At 66.3% G+C, this 14,987-nt stretch carries 16 protein-coding genes; 7 read left to right on the top strand and 9 right to left on the bottom strand.

All coding sequences use genetic code 11. The features are described 5' to 3' along the window. Nucleotides 1–11: 11 nt before the first annotated feature. The 6 genes from GRI89_RS13240 to GRI89_RS13215 form a co-directional block, all read right to left on the bottom strand. The gene (locus GRI89_RS13240) at nt 12–986 is read right to left on the bottom strand and encodes a ParB/RepB/Spo0J family partition protein (protein ID WP_159796463.1); all 975 of its coding nucleotides are present in this window, start codon (nt 984–986) and stop codon (nt 12–14) included. Next, nucleotides 983–1,759, bottom strand: coding sequence for a ParA family protein (locus GRI89_RS13235; protein ID WP_159796460.1), 777 nt, complete (start codon nt 1,757–1,759; stop codon nt 983–985). The genes GRI89_RS13240 and GRI89_RS13235 overlap by 4 nt, the downstream gene beginning before the upstream one ends. Next, entirely contained in the window at nt 1,756–2,385 is a 630-nt protein-coding gene (rsmG, locus tag GRI89_RS13230; protein ID WP_159796457.1) for a 16S rRNA (guanine(527)-N(7))-methyltransferase RsmG, read from the bottom strand. The genes GRI89_RS13235 and rsmG overlap by 4 nt, the downstream gene beginning before the upstream one ends. Continuing rightward, complete coding sequence (gene mnmG / locus GRI89_RS13225; RefSeq protein WP_159796454.1) at nt 2,382–4,232, bottom strand: tRNA uridine-5-carboxymethylaminomethyl(34) synthesis enzyme MnmG; 1,851 nt, start codon at nt 4,230–4,232, stop codon at nt 2,382–2,384. Before mnmG ends, rsmG begins: the two co-directional genes overlap by 4 nt. 65 nt (nt 4,233–4,297) lie before the next feature. Beyond that, the gene (mnmE, locus tag GRI89_RS13220; protein WP_159796451.1) at nt 4,298–5,572 is read right to left on the bottom strand and encodes a tRNA uridine-5-carboxymethylaminomethyl(34) synthesis GTPase MnmE; all 1,275 of its coding nucleotides are present in this window, start codon (nt 5,570–5,572) and stop codon (nt 4,298–4,300) included. 18 nt (nt 5,573–5,590) lie between these two features. Further along, nucleotides 5,591–5,842, bottom strand: coding sequence for a DUF6489 family protein (locus GRI89_RS13215; RefSeq protein ID WP_159796448.1), 252 nt, complete (start codon nt 5,840–5,842; stop codon nt 5,591–5,593). Nucleotides 5,843–5,930: 88 nt separating this feature from the next. Here GRI89_RS13215 and GRI89_RS13210 point away from each other — a divergent pair, with 88 nt between their 5' ends. From GRI89_RS13210 to GRI89_RS13200, 3 genes are read left to right on the top strand one after another with little or no spacing between them, the layout of a single operon-like run. Continuing rightward, entirely contained in the window at nt 5,931–6,632 is a 702-nt protein-coding gene (locus GRI89_RS13210) for a dienelactone hydrolase family protein (protein ID WP_159796445.1), read from the top strand. Further along, complete coding sequence (locus GRI89_RS13205; protein ID WP_159796442.1) at nt 6,629–8,245, top strand: FMN-binding glutamate synthase family protein; 1,617 nt, start codon at nt 6,629–6,631, stop codon at nt 8,243–8,245. Before GRI89_RS13210 ends, GRI89_RS13205 begins: the two co-directional genes overlap by 4 nt. A gap of 41 nt (nt 8,246–8,286) precedes the next feature. Further along, nucleotides 8,287–8,877: a hypothetical protein gene (locus GRI89_RS13200; protein ID WP_159796439.1), complete on the top strand. Its 591-nt coding sequence runs from the start codon at nt 8,287–8,289 to the stop codon at nt 8,875–8,877. Nucleotides 8,878–8,889: 12 nt separating this feature from the next. Here GRI89_RS13200 and rho read toward each other — a convergent pair whose 3' ends face one another. The 3 genes from rho to hemE all read right to left on the bottom strand — a co-directional run bounded on the left by rho (nt 8,890) and on the right by hemE (nt 11,818). Next, entirely contained in the window at nt 8,890–10,146 is a 1,257-nt protein-coding gene (rho, locus tag GRI89_RS13195; RefSeq protein WP_159796436.1) for a transcription termination factor Rho, read from the bottom strand. A gap of 173 nt (nt 10,147–10,319) precedes the next feature. Continuing rightward, on the bottom strand, nt 10,320–10,763 hold the full coding sequence (locus tag GRI89_RS13190) for a CopD family protein (RefSeq protein ID WP_159796433.1): 444 nt from the start codon (nt 10,761–10,763) through the stop codon (nt 10,320–10,322). Nucleotides 10,764–10,801: 38 nt separating this feature from the next. After that, a complete protein-coding gene (gene hemE / locus GRI89_RS13185; RefSeq protein WP_159796430.1) occupies nt 10,802–11,818 on the bottom strand; it encodes a uroporphyrinogen decarboxylase in 1,017 nt (338 codons plus the stop codon). 306 nt (nt 11,819–12,124) lie between these two features. Here hemE and GRI89_RS13180 point away from each other — a divergent pair, with 306 nt between their 5' ends. The 4 genes from GRI89_RS13180 to coaE are packed head-to-tail and all read left to right on the top strand — an operon-like array spanning nt 12,125 to nt 14,983. Further along, a complete protein-coding gene (locus tag GRI89_RS13180) occupies nt 12,125–12,967 on the top strand; it encodes a pyruvate, water dikinase regulatory protein (RefSeq protein WP_159796803.1) in 843 nt (280 codons plus the stop codon). Beyond that, nucleotides 12,964–13,542 carry a Maf family protein gene (locus tag GRI89_RS13175; RefSeq protein ID WP_159796427.1) on the top strand — a complete coding sequence of 193 codons (579 nt, stop codon included), beginning with the start codon at nt 12,964–12,966 and terminating at the stop codon, nt 13,540–13,542. Before GRI89_RS13180 ends, GRI89_RS13175 begins: the two co-directional genes overlap by 4 nt. After that, nucleotides 13,539–14,393: a shikimate dehydrogenase gene (gene aroE, locus GRI89_RS13170; protein WP_159796424.1), complete on the top strand. Its 855-nt coding sequence runs from the start codon at nt 13,539–13,541 to the stop codon at nt 14,391–14,393. The genes GRI89_RS13175 and aroE overlap by 4 nt, the downstream gene beginning before the upstream one ends. Beyond that, nucleotides 14,390–14,983, top strand: a complete 594-nt coding sequence (gene coaE, locus GRI89_RS13165; protein WP_159796421.1) for a dephospho-CoA kinase — start codon at nt 14,390–14,392, stop codon at nt 14,981–14,983. The genes aroE and coaE overlap by 4 nt, the downstream gene beginning before the upstream one ends. The last annotated feature ends 4 nt before the right edge of the window (nt 14,984–14,987 follow it).

Below are 14,987 nucleotides of genomic sequence, written 5' to 3'. Positions count from 1 at the left end.
AGGCCACTTGCCTAGATAGAAGCGCCCGTTAGACGCTGACAAATGAGGTCGAGCTGGTCGAGCGTGCGGTAACGAATGGTTACCGCGCCCGAGCGCGGATCCGAATCGGTCGCGATTCGCACGTTGAGGCCCAGAAACTCCTCGAGATGGTTCTGGACCGCGGCGATATCGGCGTCCTTGGCCGGATCGCGCGGCTCGCGCGCCTTGCGCTGCGTGCCACCGCCCTTGGCACCGCGGGCCAGTTTCTCGACGTCGCGCACCGAAAGCCCTTCGGAAACCGCGCGTTCGGCCAGCTCCCGGGCATTCTCGACGCCGATCAGGGCGCGGGCGTGACCCATGTCGAGCCGCCCGGCCTCGACGTGGTCGAGCACCGGATCGGGCAGTTGCAACAGCCGCTGCAGGTTGGCGACGTGGCTGCGCGACTTTTCGACCAGCTTGGCGATCTCGGCCTGGGTCATCCCTTCCTGGTCCGACAGGCGTTGGTAAGCGCGCGCCTCTTCGACGGGGTTGAGATCTTCGCGCTGGATGTTCTCGATGAGCGCCAGCGCCATGACCTCGCGCTCTTCGAGATCGCGAATAATGGCTGGAATTTCATGTACTTGCGCCTTCTGGGCGGCGCGCCAGCGACGCTCGCCCGCGACCAGCTGGTAGCGTCCGCCGGCGAGCGGGCGGACGATGACCGGCTGGATTACGCCGCGCGCGGCGATCGACTGGGCGAGTTCAGCCAGCGCAGCCTCATCGAATCGCCTGCGCGGCTGCTCCGGATGCGGCTCGATAGCCCCGACTGCGAGCATGGAGAGACCATCGGCGGACCGGTTGTCTCCCTGAGTTCTCTCGGTTTCGTCGCCTTCATCCGTCACGGCGTAGGGATTGATCCGCACCAGCGGCTCTTCGCGCCGGGCTTCGCCGAGCAGCGCGCCGAGGCCCTTGCCGAGCTTGCGGCGCGGGCCCGCCTTGGCCGCGGCGATGTCGTCGTTGGCGTTCATGCGGCCATCCTTTCCTTGGGCAAGCGGCCGATCAGTTCGCGCGCCAGCGCCATGTAGGCCCGACTCCCGGCACAGGCGTGGTCGTAGACCAGGGCGGGAAGGCCATGGCTCGGCGCCTCCGAGAGCCGCACGTTGCGCGGGATGACCGAATCGAACACGAGGTTGCCGAGGCACTCGCGCACGTCTTCGGAAACCTGGTCGGTCAGGCGGTTGCGGCGATCGAACATGGTCAGGACGATTCCGACGATGCCAAGATCGGGGTTAAACCGACCCTGCACCCGCTCAACTGTTTGAAGAAGCTGGCTAAGTCCCTCCAGCGCGAAAAATTCGCACTGCAGCGGAACCATCAAGGTATCGGCCGCAGTAAGGGCGTTGAGCGTCAGCAGCCCAAGCGACGGCGGGCAGTCAATGAAGCACACTTCGTGGCCCTTATGCCTGGCAAGGGCATCGCGAAGGCGCGTCGCCCGGTCTTCCTCGGCAACCAGCTCCAGCTCGGCCCCGCTGAGATCCACGGTCGAGGGAACGATGTCGAGATTGGGAATCGATGTGGCAATCGTGCAATCGTCGACCGAGACGTCCTCGACCAGAAGGTCGTAAGTCGTGCGCGTGCGTTCGGAGCTGGCGACTCCGAGACCGGTCGAAGCGTTGCCCTGCGGATCAAGGTCGACGAGAAGCGTCCGCCAGCCGGTTGCGGCCATGGCCGTAGCGATGTTGATGGCAGTGGTGGTCTTGCCCACCCCGCCCTTCTGGTTCGCGATCGCTATCCGTATCATGCCTGTTCGGGCCTGCCTTTGCCTACGAGTATGCCCGCCTGCGGATCGGTGACCGAGTGTTCCACGTGGAACATTTGGGCGGTCCTTGCGGGCAGGTCCTGCACTTCCTGCCCTGCCGAACGCCCTTTCGGCAACAGCCATACGGTGTCCCGTGTGGAAAACCGGGAGGACAAGTCGAGCAATTTGGGCAGTGGTGCGAAGGCGCGCGCGGAGATTGCGGCGGCGGAAAAGCTTTCGACACTTTCCAGTTTGCGCGCTTCGACTCGACAATTGGGCAGTCCCAGCTCGGCGGCGGCGCGTGCGAGCCATTCCGCGCGCTTCTTGCGCGATTCGACGAGGACGCAGGTCAAGTCCGGGCACATCGCCGCGATGACTAGTCCGGGCGGCCCCGCTCCCGTCCCGAGGTCGAGCCAGGGCGATGTTCCACGTGAAACATGCGCCAGGAGCTGAGCGCTGTCGGCGATGTGTCGCACCCAGAGGAATTCCTCGCTGTTGCGGGCAATGAGGTTCTGGACGCGGTTTTCCGCGAGGAGTAGTTCGGCAAGCCGCTCGAGGCGGGCAAGCCCCGCAGCGTCGGTGAACCTTGCACAGTAGGCCCGCGCTTCTTCTTCGTTGCTCAGGATCATGCCGCCTCGCCGAGCCTCCGGGCGTGTACAAGGATTGCCGCCAGTGCCGCGGGGGTAATTCCTCGCACCCGTTCGGCATCGGCGAGCGTCAGCGGCCTTGATGCGGACAGGCGTTCGACCATCTCGCGGGACAGCCCGGGGATGGTGGCATAGGGAAAATCCTGCCCGAGGAGCACGGCGCCGTTCGCCCGCATATCGCGCAATTCCGCGGCCTGCCGGGCGAGATAGGGCGCATAACGCGCATCCTCCTCGACCTCCGAGGCAAGCTCGCTTGCGGGATCTAGATCGGCATCGAGCCACGGGCGCAGGTCGGCCAGATCGAGGTCGAAACGCAGCCAGTCGGCGATCGAACGGCGACCTCCGTCGCGCTTGACCGGCAATCCGCCCTCGGCGAGCTCCTGCGCTAATAGTTCCTGCCCCAGCATTTGCTGCCACCGTTCCGCCTCGACGGCGCGTCGCTCGAACCAGTCGCATCGATCGGCGCCGACACACCCGGCAGCCACCGCAAGCGGCGTGAGCCGGGTCGAGGCGTTGTTGGCGCGCAGGCGCAGGCGGTATTCCGCCCTCGCGGTGAGCATGCGGTAGGGTTCGCTGACCCCGTGCAAGGTAAGATCGTCGACCATCACCGCCATGTAGCTGTTGCTACGGTCGAGCGCCGCTGGCTCGCGCCCCAGCATCGCCGCGGCAGCATGCATTCCGGCCACCAGGCCCTGTGCCGCGGCTTCCTCGTAGCCCGTGGTGCCGTTGATTTGCCCGGCGCAATAGAGTCCGGGAATCGAACGCATTTCCAGCCCGGCGGTGAGACTGCGCGGGTCGATATGGTCGTATTCCACCGCGTAGCCCGGAACGGCCATCTCGACCTGCTCCAGGCCGGCCATGGTCCGGAGCATGTCGAGTTGCACATCGGTGGGCAACGAGGTGCTGATCCCGTTGGGATAGACGAGGTGACTCGCCAGTCCCTCGGGCTCGATGAAGACCTGGTGCCCGTCGCGGTCGGCGAAACGGTGGATCTTATCCTCGATCGAGGGGCAATAGCGCGGCCCGGCAGCGCCAATCGCGCCGGTAAACAGCGGCGAGCGGTGCAAGTTGGCGCGGATGATGTCGTGACTGCGCTCGTTGGTACGGGTGATGGCGCAGAAGACCTGGGGATTCACCCGCCGTCCGGTCAACAGCGACATGGTCCACGGCTCCTCGTCGGATCCCTGCCGTTCGAGGTTCGCCCAGTCGATTGTCCGCCCATTGAGCCGCGGCGGCGTACCCGTCTTGAGCCGCGCCAGCGGCAGCGCCGCCTCGCGCAAACGGTCGGCAAGGCGGTGCGCGGCATTCTCGCCGATACGGCCGCCGTCGAACCGTTCCTCGCCGCGGAACAGCCGCCCTCCGAGGAAGGTGCCGGTGCACAGAACGACCGCGGGAGCTTCCAGCAAGCTGCCATCAGCCATCCGCAGACCAGCCACCCGGCCACTCGCGATCTCGAGGTCCTCGCCCTCGCCCGCCACGATGTCGAGGTTGTCCTGCGCCGCCAGCATCGCCTGGATCGCTGCCTTGAACAGCTTGCGGTCGGCCTGCACCCTCGGGCCCCAGACCGCCGAGCCCTTCGACCGGTTGAGCATGCGGTAGTGAATCGCCGCGGCATCGGCAGCGCGGCCGATCAGCCCGTCGAAGGCATCCACCTCGCGCACGAGGTGGCCCTTGCCGAGTCCGCCAATCGCGGGGTTGCAGCTCATCGCCCCGACCGTCTCCGGATCGAAGGTCACCAGCGCCGTGCGCGCGCCCATGCGCGCCGCCACCGCAGCGGCTTCACACCCGGCGTGACCTCCGCCGACAACGATGACGTCATAGCTGCGCATTACGGGTCGCCGATAATCCCCTCGCTCGCTTCGGTCAAAACAACTCGGTGTTTCACGTGAAACACCTACTTACCGATGCAGAACCGGCCGAACAGCGCGTCGAGCATGTCCTCGGTCGCCGCACGACCGGTCAGGCGGTCGAAGGCCGAGCGGGCCAGGCGCAAGTGTTCCGCGGCAACCAGCAGGTCTCCTCCCGCCTCGCAGGCCGAAAGCGCCTCGGTTGCCTCGGTAATCAGTTCACGCTGGCGGCGGGCGAGCGTGGTCCTGCCCAACCCACCCATGACGCTCCGCGCCTCGGCAACGAGCGACTGCCACAAGTCGGCAATCCCCTCGCCGGACACGGCGGAAAGGCGGAAATCGGGTGACGTCTTGGTTTCGTGGCCGGGAAGATCGACCTGCGCCTCGATTTCCCACGCGCCGTCGGGGCCCTCGCCCTCCGGACCGAGCCACAGGACCAGGTCGGCGCGCTCCAGTTCGTCACGGGCCCGGCCGATGCCCATGGCCTCGATCACATCGCCGGTCCCCTCGCGCAGGCCCGCCATGTCGACGAGGGTGAAAGGGACACCGCCCAGTGCAATATTGCGCACCAGCACATCGCGCGTGGTTCCCGCCGCCGGGGAAACGATGGCCGCCTCCTCCTCAAGCAAGCGATTGAAAAGCGTGGATTTACCAGCATTCGGCGGGCCGGCGAGCGCCACCCGGTAGCCCTCGCGGAGCATTTCCGCCTGCGGCGCGGCCAGGGCATCGTGCAGGTCTTCGGCCAGGTCATTGATATCGCTCTCGAACTCTGGTCCGAGACCGCCGACATCGTCCTCGTCGTCGAAGTCCAGCGCTGCCTCGACCTGCGCCGACAACGTCAGGACCCGGGAAAGCCACCCCTCCACGTCGCGCGAGAGCGAGCCACCCGCAGCGCCGACCGCCGCGCGGCGCTGCATCTCGGTCTCGGCCATGACGAGATCGGCCAGACCTTCGACCTGCAGGAGGTCGATCTGCCCGTTGGCAAAGGCGCGGCGGGTGAATTCGCCAGGACGGGCGTGGCGCAGACCCTCGATCGTCGCCAGCTCGGCGCAGACCGCCTCGACCACCGCACGCCCGCCGTGGAGCTGCAGTTCGGCGCAATCCTCGCCGGTTTCCGATTTCGGGCCGGGAAACCACAGCACCAGCGCCTCATCGAGCAAGGCGCCGGCGGAATCGCGCAATCGCCCCAGTTTGGCTTGCCGCGGGGCTGGAATCTTGCCGACGAGCCTCTCCAGCGCCAGTCCGGCCTTGGGCCCGCTGATCCGCACCACGGCGATCGCCGCGGGCGGAGCCCCGCTGGAAAGCGCGAAAATGGTGTCCATGGCCGCCCCCGGCAGAACTCAGTCGTCCGCCTTCTTCTCGGTGCCGTTCTTGGCGGCGCCTTCCATGAAGCTCTGGAACACCTTGAGACCCATCTGGCCCATCGGCGCGAGTTGCTTGGCGTAGGTTTCGAGCTGGTCGGTGTTGGAAACGCCCTTCATCGCCTTGGTGATCGCGTCGATGTAAACCGTGTTGGCCTTCTCGACGTCGGGCAGGCCCATGAACTGGCGTGCTTCTTCCGGCGAGCAATCAATTTCGATATGGACTTTCATCACCTTCACTCCGCCTGGCGCGTGACGATTGCTCCGGAACGCGCGATACCGTTTCGCGTATGACAGGCACACGCTGGGAGGATCCTATATGAGCGAGACCGTCGGTATTTCCACCCTCGAAGGCGACGCCACCTTCGATTGCTACCTCGCCCGCCCTGCCGGCACGCCCAAGGCCGCCATCATCGTGATCCAGGAAATCTTCGGCGTGAACGCCGGGATCCGTCGCAAGTGCGACAAGCTGGCAGAAGATGGCTACCTCGCCCTCGCCCCCGACTTGTTCTGGCGCATAGAGCCGGGCGTCGAACTCGATCCGGACATCGAGGCGGAGTTGCACCAGGCATTCGGCCTGATGGGCAAGTTCGACCAGAACGCCGGCATCCGCGATATCGAAGCGACGATCCGGTACGCGCGCAGCACCGGCGGATGCGAGAAAGTCGGCGCGGTCGGCTACTGCCTCGGCGGCCGTCTCGCGTTCATGACCGCGGCACGCACCGATGCCGACGCATGCGTCGGCTACTACGCGGTCGGCGTCGACGGGCTGCTGCGCGAGAAGCACGCCATCGCCAATCCGCTGATGCTGCATATCCCGACAGCCGACGGGTTCGTCCCGCCCGAGGTGCAACAGGCCATGCACGAAGGGCTCGACGACCATCCCAAGGTCACGCTGCACGACTACGACGGGCTCGATCACGGATTCGCCACCGAATTCGGCAAGCGACGCAACGAAGCGGCGGCGAATCTTGCCGACGAGCGCACCGCGGCGTTCTTCGCCCAGCACCTCGGCGCATGATCAACGTCAAGCGCTGGCACGCATCGGCGAACGTCGCTGCGCGCTTCGCGCTGCCGGTCGTGCTGTTTGTTTTCAGTGTCTTACTGGCCTGGGCCGGCGGGTTCTGGCGCTGGGGCCTGGTGCTCACCCTGCCCTTGCTGCTGACCGCGGTCTGGGACTTCTTCCAGCGCAAGCACACCCTGCGGCGCAACTACCCGCTGCTCTCCCGCGTGCGCTGGCTGATGGAGGACCTGCGGCCCTATGCGCGCGCCTATGTCGTCGAATCCGACCTCGAGGGGCGGCCCTTCAACCATGACGAGCGCGCGCTGGTCTATGCCCGCGCCAAGGGCGAACTCGACTCGCACCCCTTCGGCACCGAGCTCGACGTCTATTCGGACGAATACGAGTGGCTCGCCCACTCGATCGTGCCGAACGAGGAGGCGCCCAAGGAATGGCGCGTGAACGTGGGGACTTCGCAGTGTTCGAAGCCCTACGCCGCCGCCTTGCTCAACATCTCGGCGATGAGCTTCGGTTCGCTTTCGGCCAACGCGATTCGCGCGCTCAACAAGGGCGCGGCGCTCGGCAACTTCTACCACGACACCGGCGAAGGCGGGCTCTCGCGCCATCACCGCGAGTACGGCGGCGATCTCGTCTGGGAATTGGGCAGCGGTTACTTCGGCTGCTGCGACGAGAAGGGCGTGTTCGACGCGGGGAAGTTCGCTGACACCGCGCAGCTCGACCAGATCAGGATGGTCGAGATCAAGCTCAGCCAGGGCGCCAAGCCCGGCCACGGCGGCGTTCTGCCCGGCGCCAAGGTCAGCGCCGAGATCGCCGCGGCCCGCGGCGTCCCGCAAGGCAAGGACTGCGTCTCGCCCGCGGCGCATTCGACCTTTTCCACCCCGATCGAGATGCTCGAATGGGCGGCCAAACTGCGCGAAATGTCGGGCGGAAAGCCGGTCGGCATCAAGCTCTGCGTCGGCCAGCCACACGAGGTCTTCGCGGTGATGAAGGCCATGCTGAAGACGGGAATCCGGCTCGACTACATCGTCGTGGACGGGGCCGAGGGTGGCACCGGCGCGGCGCCGGTGGAACTTTCGAACCGGGTCGGGATGCCGCTGCGCGAAGGCCTGATTCTCGTCCGCAACGCGCTCGTCGGCTGCGGGCTGAAGGACGAGATCAAGCTCGGCGCCTCGGGCAAGGTCCATTCCGGCGCGGGCCTCGCAATGAACATCGGCCTCGGCGCCGACTGGTGCAATTCCGCGCGGGCGATGATGTTCGCGCTCGGCTGCGTGCAGTCGATGCGCTGCCACGAGGATACCTGCCCGACCGGTATCGCCACTCAGGACGCCACCCGCCAGCGCGGACTGGTGGTCCCCGACAAGGCCGAACGCGTCGCGCGGTTCCAGCGCCAGACCCTGCGCGCCCTGCGCGAGATCGTCGTCGCCATGGGACTCGAGACCCCGTGGCAGATCACGCCGGCCCACATCAACGAGCGCACCAACAGCGCACGTGCCGACCCGGTCGACCGTATCTACGGATTCCTGTCCGAGGGCATATTGCTTTCGGATCCGGGAGAGACGCACTACGCCCGCTACTGGGACGCCGCCAGCGCAGACAGCTTTCGCGCCAGCTGACCGTCTCGCCAGCGGGCCGACAGGACATTATGCTGCAAGCGATGCGCTTGTTCATCCTGCTCCTCCTGCCGGTGTTGCTGGCGTCCGGCGCGAGAGCTGCCGAACCCGTCCAGGCGGAGGACGAAACGCTCGACGCCCGGCTCGATGCCGACTTCGACGGCGACGGGATTGCCGACATCGCCTACATCGCCGGGAATGACGAAAAGCGCGCTCTCTACGTGAGCGTGACAGGCGCGGCGACCGAGTATCTCCCACTCGAAACCACGCCGCTCGGCCCCGGCACCCTCAGCTTCGCCAAGGGTGTCCTCATATTCGAAGACCTGACCGAGGGGACCACGGCCGTCGCCTCGACCCGGAGGTACCGCTACGATTCCGACAACCTGCGTATGGGCCTGATCGGGATCGACGCGACGCTTTACAGCAGGACCTACGCCCACGACGGCTTCGAGCTCAGTTGGAACCTGCTCACCGGGCGAATGATCACCCGCGAGCTGCACCTCAACGAGAGCGGCAGGGGCGACGCGGCCTACGACCCGATCGTCGAACGCAAACGGACGCGGAAATCCGCGCCCGTCTACCTGTTCGACACGCCCGACCCGGAGGAACTGATCGAGCGGGAAAGCGGGCATTAGGCCCGCCGACCCTTACTGGTTCATCGTCGCGAAGAAGTCTTCGTTGGTCTTGGAATCCTTCATCTTGTCGAGGAGGAATTCCATCGAATCGATGGTGCCCATCTGCATCAGGATGCGGCGCAGGACCCACATCTTGCTGAGCTGTTCCTTGGGGACCAGCAGCTCTTCCTTGCGAGTGCCGGACTTGCCGACGTCGAGCGCCGGGAAGATGCGCTTGTCGGCGACCTTGCGGTCGAGGACGATTTCCGAGTTACCGGTGCCCTTGAACTCTTCGAAGATGACCTCGTCCATGCGGCTGCCGGTATCGATCAGCGCGGTGGCGATGATCGACAGCGATCCGCCCTCCTCGATGTTGCGCGCGGCACCGAAGAACCGCTTGGGGCGCTGCAGGGCGTTGGCGTCGACACCGCCGGTCAGGACCTTGCCCGAGCTCGGCACCACGGTGTTGTAGGCGCGGCCGAGGCGGGTGATCGAGTCGAGCAGGATCACCACGTCCTTCTTGTGCTCGACGAGGCGCTTAGCCTTCTCGATGACCATTTCGGCGACCTGGACGTGGCGGCTGGCGGGTTCGTCGAAGGTCGAGGAGATGACCTCGCCCTTCACCGAACGCTGCATGTCGGTGACTTCCTCGGGCCGCTCGTCGACGAGCAGGACGATCAGGAAGACTTCCGGATGGTTGTCGGTGATCGCCTTGGCCATGTTCTGCAGCAGCACCGTCTTGCCAGTGCGCGGCGGGGCGACGATCAGGGCGCGCTGGCCCTTGCCCTGCGGGCTGATGAGATCGATGACGCGGGCCGACTTGTCCTTCACCGTCGGGTCGACGGTGTCGAGGACCAGCCTCTCGTCCGGATAGAGCGGCGTCAGGTTATCGAAGTTGGTCCGGTGGCGCACGGCCTCGGGATCGTCGTAATTGACGCTCAGGAGCTTCGTGAGGGCAAAATAGCGCTCTCCGTCCTTGGGAGCGCGGATCTCGCCTTCGACCGTGTCGCCGGTGCGCAGGCCCCATTTGCGGACCTGGTTGGGCGAAACGTAGATATCGTCGGGGCCGGCGAGGTAGTTCGCCTCGGGGCTGCGGAGGAAGCCGAAGCCGTCCTGCAGCACTTCGATCGTGCCCTGGCCGATGATTTCTTCGCCGTCTTCGGCCACTTCCTTGAGGATCGCGAACATGAGATCCTGCCGGCGCATGGTGCTGGCGCCCTCGACGTCGTATTCCTCGGCCATTGCGACGAGTTCCGCCGGCGCCCTTTTTTTCAGTTCTTTCAGATGCATGGGTAAAAATTCCAGATAATTCGATTGGGTGCCGGCAAGTCGTCATGGGCTTGGGGAAAGCTGACCTGGCCGCGCGGGACGGCGGCCTCTGCCGGTATCGGTGAAATAGGTTGCGCGGGCCAGCCCGTCAATTCGCAATCGGTGCGAGCGCAGGCACGGCTCGCCGCAAATCGTCAGAACGGCTTGACCACGACGAGCACGACGATGATCGCCGCGGCCACGCCCGGAACCTCGTTGAGCATGCGCAAGGTCCGGCCCTCGAGCGGGCGTTCGCCCCGCGCCAGCTTCTTCGCATAGCTCGCCAGCCAGCCGTGATATCCCGACAGCGCCAGCACCAGCAGCAGCTTGGCGTGCAGCCAGCCCTGGTCCCACGCGTGGAGCGAGGCGGCGAGCGCGAGGCCGAACACCCAGACCGCGATGATCGAGGGCGTGAGGATGATCTTGAGCAGCTTGCGCTCGCGATTGGCCCATTCGGCCGCCTCGGGCGATCCCTCGGGCGCTTCCTGGTGGTAGACGAAATAGCGCGGCAGCATGAACAGGCCGGCCATCCAGAAGATCACGAAGATGATATGACCGGCCTTGAGCCACAGGTAGGTCATCGCGAGAACATCCTGCATGGGCGCGATGTAGGCGGATGCGAGGCGCGCGTCACCCCTTAACCTCGTACGATTTCGAGCAAACGTTCGACATTTTCGATCGGCGTTTCCTTGTCGATGCCGTGGCCGAGGTTGAAGACGTGGGGGCGGCCGGCAAGGGCTTCGAGGATGTAGCGGACCCGCTGTTCGAGCGCGGCGCCGCCGGCGAGCAGCAGAAGCGGGTCGAGATTGCCCTGCACCGGGAGGCCTTCGGGCAGTTCGCGCGCCGCCCAGACCGGGTCGAGCGTCTCGTCGAGGCCGACCGCATCGACCGCGGTTTCGCGGGCATAACTCGCCAGCTTCGATCCGGCCCCCTTGGGAAAGCCGATGATCGGCACTTGTGGATGGCGCGAACGCACCGCGTCGGCGATTGCGGCGTTGGGCGCGACCACCCAGCGCTCGAACTGGTCGGGGGCGAGGCTGCCGGCCCAGGAATCGAACAGCTGCACCGCCTCGGCCCCGGCCTCGATCTGGCGGCACAGGTACTCGACCGTCACTGCGACGATAGCGTCGACGATCGCGCCAAACGCCACCGGGTCGCGATAGGCGAACAGGCGCGCCTCGTGATGGTCCTTCGAGCCCTGTCCCGCGACCATGTAGGTGGCGACCGTCCACGGGCTTCCGGCAAAACCCAGCAGCGTGACACCGGGATCGAGACGTTCGCGCACAAGGCGCACCGTCTCATACACCGGATCGAGCCGTTCCGGCACCGAACACAGCGTATCAAGCGCTTGATCGACAAGCGGCGGCGCCAGTCGCGGGCCCTCCCCCGGGCCGAACGACAGGTCCTGCCCCATGGCCCAGGGCACCATGAGGATGTCCGAAAACAGGATCGCCCCGTCCATCCCGAAGCGCCGCACCGGCTGCAGGGTCACCTCGGCGGCGAACTCCGGATCGGTCGCCAGTTCGAGGAACCCGCCCTTCTCCGCCCTCAGCGCGCGGTACTCGGGCAGATATCGCCCCGCCTGGCGCATGAGCCAGACCGGGCGCCGTTCGGACACCTTTCCGCGCAGGGTATCGAGGAGCAAGCCGGGCATCTCGGTAAGGTCCAATCCAAATAATTAGAGTCTTTAAGAAGGTTTGTTGGACTCTGTTGGTCCTGTGGATAGCGGGGATTGGCGCGCCCTGCCGGATTTCTTCCGGCTTGAACAGGGGGCGAATGGCCGTCCGACTCGCGGTCCTATCTGAGTCAACAAATCGTTTTCCCCGCTGTCAGACCGCTGTTCGAATCTCGCCTCTTGCCAAGGTACAGACCCGGTTCGAATCGACCGGTAGCGGTGAGCGATTGCCATGCCGAACTTGTCCGGCATTCCCTCCCGTGGTTTATGCCGGGAATTGTCCACATGACCCGGCTGCACCTCCACCTCCTTTCGGACTCGACCGGCGAGACGCTGGAGATGATCGCCAAGGCCGCGCTTGCCCAGTTCGACGATGCCGAAGTCATCCGCCATTTCTGGCCGATGGTCCGCAGCCGCCAGCACCTCGACCGTATCGTCGCCGAGCTGTCGAACAAGCCGGGACTCGTCCTTTATACCCTGGTCAACGAGGAGACCCGCCTGCGGCTCGAGGAGCGCTGCCGCGCCCTAGGCCTGCCGCATATTCCCGCGCTCGATGCGGTGACCGAGGCGCTCGAAAACCAGCTCGGCCAGGAAGCCAAGGGCCGGCCGGGCCGCCAGCACGCGATGGACGAGGCCTATTTCGCCCGCGTCGATGCGATCCAGTTCACCATCGCCCACGACGACGGGATCCTGTGGGAAGAATGGGAGGAGGCCGACATCGTGCTGGCCGGGGTCTCGCGAACCTCGAAGACGCCGACCAGCATCTACCTCGCCAACCGCGGCTACAAGGTCGCGAACATCCCGCTCGTGGTCGAGAGCCCGCCGCCGCCCGACCTTTTCAGCCTGCGCCACCCGCTCGTCGTCGGCCTGACCACCGCGCCGCGCCGGCTGATCGAGATCCGCCGCAACCGCCTGCTCTCGCTCAACGAGACGGTCGAGACGGCCTATGTCAGCGAGGACGAAGTGGCGCGCGAGCTGGCCTTTGCGCGGCGCATGTTTGCAGACAACGGCTGGCCGGTTATCGATGTTACCCGCCGTTCGATCGAAGAGACCGCAGCCGCGGTCATGCGCCTCAAGGCCGAACACGACGAGCGCGGCGGCAAGGACCAGGGGACCAAACCGATATGATCGTTCTCGCTTCGAAAAGCGCCTCGCGCCGGATGATGCTCGGGGCTGCCGGGGTCGAATTCGACGTCGTGCCTGCGGCGATCGACGAGCGCGCACTCGAGGCCTCGCTCGGCAATGTTCCGCCCGGATCGGTTGCCCTCGCTCTGGCCGAAGCCAAGGCGCTGTCGGTCGATGGCGAAGGCCGCCCGGTTCTGGGCAGCGATTCGGTCGTCTCGGTCGACGGGCGGCGCTTCGACAAGCCGGAAAGCCGCGCGCAGGCGGCCGAACACCTTCGGTTCTTCTCCGGCAAGACGATGGAACTCCACTCTGCCGCGGCCATCGCGATCGGCGGCCACCTGCGCTGGAGCAACGTGGCGGTGGCGAAGTTGCGCGTGCGTGAGCTGTCGGAGGATTTCATCACCCGCTACCTCGCCGCCGAATGGCCCGAAGTCAGCCAGTGCGTCGGCGTGTTCCGCATCGAGGCGCGCGGCGTGCAGCTGTTCGAGAGCATCGAAGGCGACATGTTCACCGTGCTCGGCATGCCCTTGCTGCCGGTCCTCGGCGCGCTGCGCGAACTGGAAGAGCTGCCGGCATGAGCAGGTACGCCGAGGTCATCGGCGACCCCATTGCGCAATCGAAGTCGCCGGCGATCCACGGCTACTGGCTGAGCAAGCTAGGCCTCGATGCGGCCTACCGCGCGGCCCATGTCACTGCGGAGGGCCTCGAGTCCTATCTCGTCTCGCGCCGCGCCGATCCCGAGTGGTGTGGGTGCAACGTGACGATGCCGCACAAGCAGGCGGTGATCCCCCTGCTCGACCGGCTCGATCCGCTCGCGGCGCGGATCGGCGCGGTCAACACCATCGTCCCCGAGGATGGCGGGCTGACAGGGTACAACACCGACGCAGCGGGCTTCATCGAACCGCTGAAGGGCCCGCTGGCGAAGCAGCACTACTTCCGCATGGCACGGATTCTCGGCACCGGCGGAGCGGCACGCGCTATCGTCGCCGCGCTGGCGGACCAAGGCTTCACGCTGGTCCTCGCCGGGCGCGATCCGGCCAAGGCGCGGGCCCTGATCGACGAGCTCGCGCCCAAGGGCGAACACCACGCCATCGACCTGGCGCACTTCGCCGATCCGACCGACTTCCCGTTCGACGACCGCGAGGGCTGTCTCGACCTGCTGGTCAACGCCAGCCCGCTCGGCATGGCCGGGCAACCGCCGCTGGCTTACGACTTTAGTCACACCCCGCCGGGCACGGTGGTCTACGACATCGTCACGCACCCTGCCTTCACTCCGCTGCTCGCCGAGGCGAAGCAGCGCGGCTTCGCCACGATCGACGGCCTGGCGATGCTGATCGGCCAGGCCGCCGAGGCGTTCGAGAAGTTCTTCGGCCGACCCGCCCCGCGCCGCGACGCCGACATGGGGCTGCGCGCGCTGCTGGCGCCATGAGCAGGCCCTTCATCCTCGGCCTCACCGGCTCGATCGGCATGGGCAAGAGCACTGTGGCGGCCATGTTCACCGCGCGCGGGGTGCCGGTGTTCGATGCCGATGCCGAAGTGCGCCGGATGCAGGGTCCGGGCGGCGCGCTGCTCGCGGCAATCGAACAAGAATTTCCGGGCACCACTGGCGCAGGAGGCGTCGACCGCGCGGCGCTCGGCGCACAGGTGTTCGGCGATCCTGCCGCCCTCGCCCGGCTCGAGGCGATCGTCCATCCCGCGGTGCGATCCTTACGCGAAGCATTCCTCATCGAGCACAGCGGTGCGCCGCTCGTGGTATTCGACATCCCGCTGCTGTTCGAAAAGGGCGGCGCCGGGGAGGTCGACGCGATTCTCGTCGTTTCCGCCCCGCCCGACTTCCAGCGCGCCCGCGTCCTCGCGCGCGAGGGCATGACCCCCGGACGCTTTGCCGAAATCCTGGCCCTGCAAATGCCCGACGCGGAAAAACGCGCCGAGGCGGATTACGTGATCGATACCGGGTGTTCGCTCGCGGAAACCGAAGCCGCGGTGGCGGCGCTCGTGGAGCAGCTGTCGCGGAACTGAAACA

Origin of the sequence: Croceibacterium salegens (assembly GCF_009827435.1) — a bacterium.
GTDB classification, from domain to species: Bacteria; Pseudomonadota; Alphaproteobacteria; order Sphingomonadales; family Sphingomonadaceae; genus Croceibacterium_B; species Croceibacterium_B salegens.
This window is presented reverse-complemented; position numbering and strand designations above follow the sequence as displayed.